Annotated in this window: 8 protein-coding genes; 5 read left to right on the forward strand and 3 right to left on the reverse strand. The window is 68.5% G+C overall.

Going from position 1 to position 9,319, the window contains the following annotated elements:
- Nucleotides 1-12: 12 nt before the first annotated feature.
- The 5 genes from ACEU5R_RS10775 to ACEU5R_RS10795 all read left to right on the forward strand — a co-directional run bounded on the left by ACEU5R_RS10775 (nucleotide 13) and on the right by ACEU5R_RS10795 (nucleotide 5,501).
- A complete protein-coding gene (locus ACEU5R_RS10775; protein ID WP_103273105.1) occupies nucleotides 13-900 on the forward strand; it encodes a branched-chain amino acid ABC transporter permease in 888 nt (295 codons plus the stop codon).
- Nucleotides 897-1,880: a branched-chain amino acid ABC transporter permease gene (locus ACEU5R_RS10780; protein WP_103273104.1), complete on the forward strand. Its 984-nt coding sequence runs from the start codon at nucleotides 897-899 to the stop codon at nucleotides 1,878-1,880. The genes ACEU5R_RS10775 and ACEU5R_RS10780 overlap by 4 nt, the downstream gene beginning before the upstream one ends.
- 184 nt (nucleotides 1,881-2,064) lie before the next feature.
- Nucleotides 2,065-2,910 (forward strand): branched-chain amino acid aminotransferase, encoded by an 846-nt coding sequence (locus ACEU5R_RS10785; RefSeq protein ID WP_103273103.1) that lies wholly within the window; start codon nucleotides 2,065-2,067, stop codon nucleotides 2,908-2,910.
- Between the two features lie 42 nt (nucleotides 2,911-2,952).
- On the forward strand, nucleotides 2,953-5,106 hold the full coding sequence (locus ACEU5R_RS10790) for a phosphocholine-specific phospholipase C (RefSeq protein ID WP_392410123.1): 2,154 nt from the start codon (nucleotides 2,953-2,955) through the stop codon (nucleotides 5,104-5,106).
- Nucleotides 5,103-5,501 carry an ASCH domain-containing protein gene (locus tag ACEU5R_RS10795; RefSeq protein WP_103273101.1) on the forward strand — a complete coding sequence of 133 codons (399 nt, stop codon included), beginning with the start codon at nucleotides 5,103-5,105 and terminating at the stop codon, nucleotides 5,499-5,501. Before ACEU5R_RS10790 ends, ACEU5R_RS10795 begins: the two co-directional genes overlap by 4 nt.
- 43 nt (nucleotides 5,502-5,544) lie before the next feature.
- Here ACEU5R_RS10795 and ACEU5R_RS10800 read toward each other — a convergent pair whose 3' ends face one another.
- From ACEU5R_RS10800 to ACEU5R_RS10810, 3 genes are read right to left on the reverse strand one after another with little or no spacing between them, the layout of a single operon-like run.
- Nucleotides 5,545-6,312, reverse strand: a complete 768-nt coding sequence (locus ACEU5R_RS10800; protein WP_392410125.1) for an ABC transporter ATP-binding protein — start codon at nucleotides 6,310-6,312, stop codon at nucleotides 5,545-5,547.
- Complete coding sequence (locus tag ACEU5R_RS10805; RefSeq protein ID WP_392410126.1) at nucleotides 6,309-8,147, reverse strand: ATP-binding cassette domain-containing protein; 1,839 nt, start codon at nucleotides 8,145-8,147, stop codon at nucleotides 6,309-6,311. Before ACEU5R_RS10805 ends, ACEU5R_RS10800 begins: the two co-directional genes overlap by 4 nt.
- A 5-nt stretch (nucleotides 8,148-8,152) precedes the next feature.
- Nucleotides 8,153-9,190, reverse strand: a complete 1,038-nt coding sequence (locus ACEU5R_RS10810; protein ID WP_103273098.1) for a branched-chain amino acid ABC transporter permease — start codon at nucleotides 9,188-9,190, stop codon at nucleotides 8,153-8,155.
- Nucleotides 9,191-9,319 lie beyond the last annotated feature (129 nt).

Raw genomic sequence — 9,319 nt, forward strand, 5'->3', positions numbered from 1 at the left:
GACTTTCACAAGATGACTGACATTTTTGGCATCCCCATACAGGCCCTGTTCGGCCAGCTATTGCTGGGCCTGGTCAATGGATCCTTCTATGCCATGCTCTCGCTCGGCCTGGCCGTTATCTTCGGGCTGCTGAACGTCATCAACTTCGCGCACGGCGCGCTCTACATGCTGGGCGCCTTCGTCGCCTGGATGGGCCTGTCGTACCTGGGGTTGAACTACTGGATCATGCTGCTGCTGGCGCCACTGGTGGTCGGCCTGTTCGGCATCATCATCGAAAAACTGCTGCTCAAGCACCTGTACAAGCTCGACCACCTGTACGGCCTGCTGCTGACCTTCGGCCTGACCCTGCTCATCGAAGGCCTGTTCCGCAGCTTCTACGGCGTGTCGGGCCAGCCCTACCCCACGCCTGACGCCCTGCGCGGCGCCACCAACCTCGGCTTCATGATCCTGCCCAACTACCGCGGCTGGGTGGTGGCGGCCTCGCTGGTGGTGTGCCTGGCGACCTGGTTCGTGATCGAACGCACCCGCCTGGGCGCGCTGCTGCGCGCCGGCACCGAGAACCCGCGCCTGGTCGAGGCCTTCGGCGTGAACGTGCCGCGCATGATCACGCTGACCTATGGCTTCGGCGTGGCGCTGGCGGGCTTTGCCGGCGTGCTGGCCGCGCCGGTCCTGCAGATTTCCCCATTGATGGGTTCGAACCTGATCATCGTCGTGTTCGCGGTGGTGGTGATCGGCGGCATGGGCTCCATCATGGGCGCCATCGTCACCGGCCTGGGCCTGGGCGTGATCGAGGGCCTGACCAAGGTGTTCTGGCCCGAAGCGTCCAGCACGGTCGTCTTCATCATCATGGCCATCGTTCTGTTGATCCGCCCGGCCGGGCTGTTCGGAAAAGAAAAATGAATCGTCAATTCCTGGGCTATGCGGCGCTGGCCATCGTGGTGGCCATGCTTCCCTTCGTCGGCGTGTATCCGATCTTCGCCATGAAGGTCATGTGCTATGCGCTCTTCGCCTGCGCGTTCAACCTGCTGCTGGGCTTCACCGGCCTCTTGTCCTTCGGCCACGCGGCCTTCCTGGGCAGCGCCGCCTACGCGGCCGGCCATGCGCTCAAGGTATGGGGCCTGCCCACCGAGCTGGGCCTGCTGTTCGGCGTGGGCGTGGCCGCCCTGCTGGGCCTGGCGATGGGCGCGCTGGCCATCCGCCGCAGCGGCATCTACTTCGCCATGATCACGCTGGCGCTGGCGCAGATGGTGTTCTTCTTCTTCCTGCAGGCCAAGTTCACCGGCGGCGAGGACGGGCTGCAAAGCGTGCCGCGCGGCACCCTGCTGGGCATGCTGGATCTGTCCAAGGACCTGAACCTGTACTACGTGGTGATGGGCATCTTCATCATCGGCTTCTACATCATCTGGCGCACGGTGCACTCGCCCTTCGGCCAGGTGCTGCAGGCGCTGCGCGAGAACGAGCCGCGTGCGATCTCGCTGGGCTATGACGTGGACCGTTTCAAACTGCTGGCCTTCGTGCTGTCGGCCGCCATCGCCGGCCTGGCCGGCGCCACCAAGACGCTGGTGTTCGTGTCGGCGACGCTGTCCGACGCCACCTGGCAGATGTCGGGCCTGGTCATCCTGATGACGCTGATCGGCGGGCTGGGCACGCTGACCGGCCCGATCCTGGGCGCCTTCATCGTCGTGCTGCTGGAGAACAAGGTCGGCGACTTCGGCCAGGCCCTGGCCAAGCTGACCGGCGTGGACTGGTTCCTGCGCCTGGGCGAGTCGGTCACCATCGTGATCGGCCTGATCTTCGTGATCTGCGTGCTGGCGTTCCGTCGCGGCATCGTGGGCGAGCTGGCGGCGTTTGCCGAACGCCGCCGCGCCGCGCGCGCCTGACGCCGTCCGCCATTTCGTCCGAGAAACCGGGGCCGCGATTCGCGGCCCCGGTTTTTTTGCATCGCGGCAACCGCCCATGCAACCCGCCAGCCGGCCGCGCCGCCCCGCCCGGCCGCGCCGTCTCATGTATCCTCACGATTCGGCGCGGCAAGCGCCCCCTGATTCGCAACCAAGGAAGAGACACATGGATGCCGTTTACTGGCACGACGGTCAATGGACCACCGATAACCCCAAGCTGCTCGGCCCGGCCGACCATGCCTTCTGGATGGCCAGCATGGTGTTCGACGGCGCGCGCGCGTTCCGCGGCCTCACGCCCGACCTGGACCTGCACTGCCAGCGCGTGGTGCGCTCGGCCGAGAAGATGCTGATGAAGCCGCAGCTCGGCTGGGAAGCGATCCAGGACCTGTGCCTGCAGGCCGTCGCCAAGTTCCCCGAAGGCACCGAGCTGTACATCAAGCCGATGTTCTACTGCGCCGACGGCTTCCTGCTGCCCGACGCCGACCGCACCCAATTCGTGCTGCATGTGTTCAAGGTGCCGATGCCCGGCGAACAGGGCTTCTCGGCCTGCTTCTCCAGCTTCGCGCGCTCCTGGTCCAACATGGCGCCCACCGACGCCAAGGCGTCCTGCCTGTATCCGAACGGCCAGCGCGCCATCCGCGACGCGGCCAACCGTGGCTTCGACAACGCCATCATGCTGGATGGCGACGGCAACATCGCCGAGTTCGCCACCAGCAACCTGTGGATCGCCAAGAACGGCGTCGTCAGCACGCCCGTCGACAACGGCACCTTCCTGAACGGCATCACGCGCCGCCGCGTGCTGGCGCTGCTCAAGGCCGACGGCGTCGAAGTGCAGGAGCGCAGCCTGACGCGCGCCGACGTGGAATCGGCCGACGAGGTGTTCTCCTCGGGCAATTACGGCAAGGTGGTGCACGTCAACCGCGTCGAGGACCGCGCGCTGGAATACGGCCCGCTGGCGCGCCGCGCCCACAGGCTCTACATGGACTACGCGGAAAGCACGCGCAAGCGCTGACACCCCATCCGCCGCGGGCGGCGGCGCCCGCTGGGAGGCTTCATGTCGAACAGACGCGACTTCCTGCGCACCGGCGCCGCGCTCGCGGGCGCCGCCGGCGCGCTCGGCCTGTTTCCCGCGGCCATCCGACGGGCGCTGGCGATCGAACCCGACCGGCGCAGCGGCACGCTGCGCGACGTCGAACACATCGTGGTCCTCATGCAGGAGAACCGCTCGTTCGACCATTATTTCGGCGGCCTGGCCGGCGTGCGCGGCTTCGGCGACCGCTTCCCCATTCCGGTTCCCGCCAGCCCCGAACACGAACGCCGCAGCGTCTGGTCGCAGTACAACGACAGCACTGACGGCGGCCCGCGCACCGTGCTGCCGTTCCGCCTGGACACGCGCGCGGCCTTCGAGGCCATGCGCATCGCCAGCACGCCGCACACCTGGTCCAACGCCCAGCAGGCCTGGGACGACGGCCGCATGGGCTTCTGGCCGGCGGCCAAGAAAAATCACTCGATGGCGTACTACGCCGAGGCGGACCTGCCCTTCCAGTACGCGCTGGCGCGCGCCTTCACCGTCTGCGACGCCTACCATTGCTCGTTCACCGGCGGCACCAACGTCAACCGGCTGTTCCTGTGGACCGGCACCAACGACGGCGCCGGACGCGGCCATGGCCCCGCCATGGGCAACACCTACAACAAGCTCACCGGCGGCGACCCTGCGGGCGCCTACACCTGGACCACCTATCCGGAACGGCTGGAACGCGCCGGCATCCGCTGGCGCATCTACCAGGACATGGCGGACAACTACGCGCTCAATCCCACCGCCGGCTTCAAGGCCTACCGCGACGCCTATCAGGGCCTGCCCGGCTCGCTGGCGGCGCTGCGCGAAAAGGCGCTGAGCACGCACGGCCTGGACCGGCTGCGCCAGGACGCGCTGGACGGCACGCTGCCGCAGGTATCGTGGATCTGCCCCACCAAGGCCGGCTCCGAGCATCCCAGCCCGTCCAGCCCGGCCCAGGGCGCCGACTATGTGGCGCGCGTGCTGGACGCGCTGACCGCCAATCCACAGGTCTGGAGCCGCACGGTGCTGCTGCTGATGTTCGACGAGAACGACGGCTTCTTCGACCACATGCCGCCGCCCGCCCCGCCCTCGCGCGATGCGCGCGGCGCGCTGGCCGGCGCCTCGACGGTGGACACGCGCGGCGAATACCACGAGATCATCGCGGGCGTGGAATCCGACGATACGCCCGCGCATCGGCACGGCGTCTATGGCCTGGGACCGCGCGTGCCCATGTACGCGCTGTCGCCCTGGTCGCGCGGCGGCTGGGTCAACTCGCAGGTCTTCGACCACACCTCGGTGCTGCGCTTCATCGAGCAACGCTTCGGCGTGGCCGAACCCAACATCTCGCCCTGGCGCCGCGCCGTCTGCGGCGACCTGACCTCGCTGTTCGACTTCAGCGCGAGCGAGCCCGCCGTTCCCGGAACAACCCTGCCGGCAACCGCCGCGCGGGCCGCGCGCGCGGCCGCGCTGCCCGGCACCGCCACGCCCACCGCGCCGGACCAGCCGCCGCCCGCCCGCCAGCAGCCCGGCCTGCGGCCCTCGCGCGCCCTGCCCTATGCGCTGCACGCGCATGCGACAGCGCGCGGCCACGCGCTGACGCTGCGCCTGGACAATCCCGGCGCGGCCGGCGCCGTGCTGCATGTCTACGACCGGCTGCACCTGGAGCGCGGACCACGGCGCTATACCGTCGAGGCCGGCAAGCGCCTGGACGGCATCTGGGACACGGCGACGGACCACGGCCGCTATGACCTGTGGGTGCTGGGCCCCAACGGTTTCCATCGCCACTTCGCCGGACGTCTCGCCGCCGGCGCGCAGGCCGCGCCAGACATCCAGGCCAGCTATGATGCGCCCGGCGCACTCCTGCGCCTGACGTTGACCAACCCGGGCAAACGCGCCGTCGAGTTCCATATCGCGGACGCCGCCTATGGGCAACGCGCGCAGACGCGGCGCGTGGCCGCGGGCGCCACGTCGCAATGCGATTGGGACGTCGGCCGCCTGGGCGGCTGGTACGACTGCGCCGTCACGCTGACGGACACGCCCGCCGCCACCTTCCTGCGCCGCCTGGCCGGACGCCTGGAAACCGGCAAACCCTCGACCTCGGACCCCGCCATGGGCCAGGAACTGATACTGGATTGGAATCTCCCCGCATGAAACCACCCGCCCCTTACGAGAACGCCGTGACCTTCCAGTTCGGCGACAGCCCCGAACTGGCCGACGAGCTGCTGGCCCTGGTGCTGTCCGGCGCCAAGACCGCCACGTGCGGCGCGATGCGCGACTTCAACGACAAGGAACCGGCGCCGACGGTGGGCCGGCGCGACGTGGTGCTGGACGGCCAGGGCCGCCCAGCCTGCGTGATCGAGACGGTCAGTGTGGTGATCCAGCGCTTCGACCAGGTGGACGAAGCCTTCGCGGTGGCGGAGGGGGAAGGCCCGTATGAAGCGTGGCGCGACGGGCACATCGCCTACTTCGAGCGCAACGGCGGCTACCGCCCCGACATGCTGCTCGCCTGCGAGCGCTTCCGCGTGGTGGAGGTATTCGAGCGCTGAAGCGCCCGCCGCGACGGCCCGGCCGCCGCGGCTTCAGAGGCGATCAGCCTTCGGACTTGTCGCCGCCCTTGCCCAGGCCGAGATAGCTCTCGATGACCTTGGGATCGCCGGCCAGCTCGCGGGCCGGGCCGTGCAGCGTGACTTCGCCGGTTTCCAGCACGTAGCCGTAATCGGCCACCTGCAACGCGGCGCGCGCATTCTGCTCGACCAGCAGGATAGCCACACCGGTCTCGCGCAGGCGCGCGATGATGTGGAAGATCTCGCGCACGATGCGCGGCGCCAGGCCCAGGCTGGGCTCGTCCAGCATCAGCAGCTGGGGCTTGGCCATCAGCGCGCGGCCCACCGCCAGCATCTGGCGCTCGCCCCCCGACAGCGTGCCGGCCTGCTGAGCGCGGCGCTCGCGCAGGCGCGGGAACAGGTCGAACACTTCGTTCAGCGTGTCGCGCCAGCCGCTCTCGCGCGCGCGGTAGCGGCGGAAACCGCCCAGCAGCAGATTGTCCTCGACCGACATGGTGCCGAACAGCTCGCGGCGCTCCGGCACCAGCGACATGCCCGCGGCCACGCGGCGCTCGACCTGCCAGCCCGACACATCGGTGCCCGAATAGTGCACCGCGCCGGCGGCATGGCCGGTGTGCGGCAGCGAACCCATCACCGCGTTCAACATGGTGGACTTGCCGGCGCCGTTGGCGCCGATCACGGTGACGATGCTGCCGGCCGGCACGGTCAGCGTGGCGCCGACCAGCGCGCCGACCTTGCCGTAACGGGCCGACAGGTTGCTGACTTCCAGCACTGGTTTCTGTTGCGTGCTCATTGCACACCTCCGGCGGCAACGGGCTTGGCCTGGTCGGCCTCGGGCAGGTCGTCGTCGATGCCGCCCAGGTAGGCTTCCAGCACCGCCGGGTTCTGCTGCACCTCGGCCGGCACGCCTTCGGCCAGCTTGGTGCCGAAATCCATCACCACCAGGTGGTTGGTCAGGCGCATCACAAAATCCATATCGTGTTCAACCAGCAGAATGCTCATGCCTTCGGCGCGCAATTGTTCCAGCACGCGGGCCAGGTCTTGCTTTTCCTTGTAGCGCAGGCCGGCTGCGGGTTCGTCCAGCAACAGCAGCACCGGATCGGCGGCCAGCGCGCGCGCGATCTCCAGGATGCGCTGCTGGCCCAGGGCCAGGTTGCCCGCCTGCTCGTACAGGTACTCGCCCAGGCCCACGCGCTTGACCTGCTCGGCCGCCTCGTGGAGCAGCTGGGCTTCGCGGGCGCGGTCGCTGTGCAGCGCGCCAGCCAGCACGCCCACGTCGGAGCGCAGGTGCGCGCCCAGCGCCACGTTCTCCAGCACCGTCATGCCCGGCAACAGCTGCACGTGCTGGAAGGTGCGTCCCACGCCCAGCTTGGCGATCTCGCGCGCCGAGCGGTTGTCGATGCGCTCGCCCATGAAGCGGACCTGGCCGCGCGTGACCGGCAGCACGCCGCTGATCAGGTTGAAGGTGGTGCTCTTGCCGGCGCCGTTCGGGCCGATCAGGCCCATGATCTCGCCGGAGCTGACCTTGAAGCTGATGTCGTTGACCGCCACCAGGCCGCCGAATTCCTTGCGGATGGCATCCACTTCCAGCACGACCTGGCCGGGTTGCGGACGCTGGCGCGCCGGCAAGGCGGGCGCGGGCGCCGGCGGCGCCAGGTTGCGGCGCGAGCCGTCGGCGCCGGTAAGGCCATCCCACCAATTGGCCAGGATCGGCCACAGGCCGTTGCGCGCGTATTGCAGCATCAGGATCAGCAGCACGCCGAAGACGATCATCTCGAAGTTGGCGTTGGTGTCCAGCAGTTTGGGCAGCCAGTTCTGCAACTGGTCCTTCAGCACCAGGATGACGGTCGAGCCCAGCAGCGCGCCCCAGACGTAGCCAGCGCCGCCGACCACCGCCATGAACAGGTACTCGATGCCGTAGTTGATGCCGAACGGGCTGGGGCTGACGGCGCGCTGCATGTGCGCATACAGCCAGCCCGACACGCAGGCCAGCAGCGCGGCCCAGACGAAGATCACGACCTTGTACGCGGCCGTGTTCACGCCCATGGACTCGGCCATGCCCGCGCCGCTCTTGAGCGCGCGGATGGCGCGCCCGGGACGCGAGTTCAGCAGGTTGCGCGTGGCCAGCAGCGCCAGCAGCACGAAGGCCCAGATCAGGAAATAGATGTGACGGCCGCTGGCCAGCGAGATGCCGAAGATGCTGATGGGCTCGATGCCGGCGATGCCGTCGTGCTTGCCCAGCCAGTCGATGTTGCCGAACAGGAAGTACAGCGACAGCCCCCAGGCGATGGTGCCCAGCGGCAGGTAGTGGCCGGACAGGCGCAGCGTGATCGCGCCCACCAGGTAGGCGACCACGCCGGTCAGCACCAGGCCGGCCGGCAGGGCCAGCCACGGCGACACGTCGTACTGGGTGGTCAGGAAGGCCGTGGTGTAGGCGCCCAGGCCGACGAAGGCCGCCTGGCCGAACGAGGTCAGGCCGCCCACGCCGGTGAGCAGCACCAGGCCCAGCACCACCAGGCTGGCCAGCCCGATGTAGTTCAGCTGGGTCACCCAGAACTCGGGCGTGGCCGGCACCAGCGGCAGCGCCGCCAACGCGACGACGAAGACGATAAGCAAGATGCGGTTCATGACGTTTATTCCTCTTCGTCCACGTGATGGCTGCTGAACGAACGCCAGACCAGAACCGGGATAATCAGGGTGAAGACGATGACTTCCTTGTAGGCGCTGGCCCAGAACGACGAGAACGATTCCAGCACGCCCACCAGCAGCGAGCCGGCGGCCGCCACGGGATAGCTCGCCAGGCCGCCGATGATGGCGCCGACGAAGCCCTTCAGGCCGATCAGGAAGCCGGTGTCGTAATAGACCGTGGTGATCGGAGCGATCAGCATGCCCGACATCGCGCCGATGGCGGTGGCCAGCGTGAAGGTCAGGCTGCCCGACATGGTGGTGCTGATGCCCACCAGGCGCGCGCCGCGACGGTTGACGGCGGTGGCGCGCAGCGCGCGGCCGTACAGCGTCTTGCCGAAGAACAGCCACAGGCCGACGATCAGGATGGCGCAGGTCGCGACCACGAACAGGCTCTGGGCCGACCAGGTCATGAAGCCCAGGTCCACCTGGCCGCTCACGAACGCCGGCGTGCGCCAGCCTTCGGCGCCGAAGAACACCAGGGCCAGGCCGGTCAGCGCGAAGTGCACGGCCACCGACACGATCAGCAGCACCAGCACGGTGGCTTCGGCCAGCGGCTGATAGACGATGCGATAGACCATCGGGCCCATCGGAATGACCAGCGCCAGCGTCAGCAGCATGTTCAGCCACAGCGACGTGCCGGGCGCGACATAGCTCTGCGTCAGCCAAAGCAGCGCGAGCGGCAGGACGAGACAGGCGACAAAGGCCTTGGGCAGCCCGGCGGCGTTGCGGGTGCGCACGGCGCGCAGCACTTCCAGCGCCAGCGCGACCACGCCCAGCAGGGGCAGCAGATAGGCGGTGCCGGGCACCTTGCCGTCGACCAGCATGGCCAGCGTCAGCGCGCCGAACGCCACGAACTCGCCCTGGGGAATGAAGATGACGCGCGTGACGGCGAAAACCAGCACCAGAGCCATGCCCAGGAGGGCATAGATAGCGCCGTTGACCACACCGTCCTGCAGCAGAATCAGCGCAATTGAGGAATCCATCGAACAACTACCTTGTGATTGCTTGGGTGTTCCGGCCGCGCCCGGAACACCGATGCGACGCGCCGGCCGGAAGGACCGTCGCGTCGCATTGCGCGGGGGGCGGGTGGGGGGGGCCCGTTTTAAATGCTC

Origin of the sequence: Achromobacter sp. 413638 (assembly GCF_043119405.1) — a bacterium.
In the GTDB taxonomy this organism is placed as follows: Bacteria; Pseudomonadota; Gammaproteobacteria; order Burkholderiales; family Burkholderiaceae_B; genus Achromobacter.

What these genes read in the sequence shown, in the direction of transcription:
- ACEU5R_RS10775 (WP_103273105.1), top strand. Translation starts at nt 13, where the DNA reads ATGACTGACATTTTTGGCATCCCCATACAGGCCCTGTTCGGCCAGCTA.
- ACEU5R_RS10780 (WP_103273104.1), top strand. Translation starts at nt 897, where the DNA reads ATGAATCGTCAATTCCTGGGCTATGCGGCGCTGGCCATCGTGGTGGCC.
- ACEU5R_RS10785 (WP_103273103.1), top strand. Translation starts at nt 2,065, where the DNA reads ATGGATGCCGTTTACTGGCACGACGGTCAATGGACCACCGATAACCCC.
- ACEU5R_RS10790 (WP_392410123.1), top strand. Translation starts at nt 2,953, where the DNA reads ATGTCGAACAGACGCGACTTCCTGCGCACCGGCGCCGCGCTCGCGGGC.
- ACEU5R_RS10795 (WP_103273101.1), top strand. Translation starts at nt 5,103, where the DNA reads ATGAAACCACCCGCCCCTTACGAGAACGCCGTGACCTTCCAGTTCGGC.
- ACEU5R_RS10800 (WP_392410125.1), bottom strand. Translation starts at nt 6,312, where the DNA reads ATGAGCACGCAACAGAAACCAGTGCTGGAAGTCAGCAACCTGTCGGCC.
- ACEU5R_RS10805 (WP_392410126.1), bottom strand. Translation starts at nt 8,147, where the DNA reads ATGAACCGCATCTTGCTTATCGTCTTCGTCGTCGCGTTGGCGGCGCTG.
- ACEU5R_RS10810 (WP_103273098.1), bottom strand. Translation starts at nt 9,190, where the DNA reads ATGGATTCCTCAATTGCGCTGATTCTGCTGCAGGACGGTGTGGTCAAC.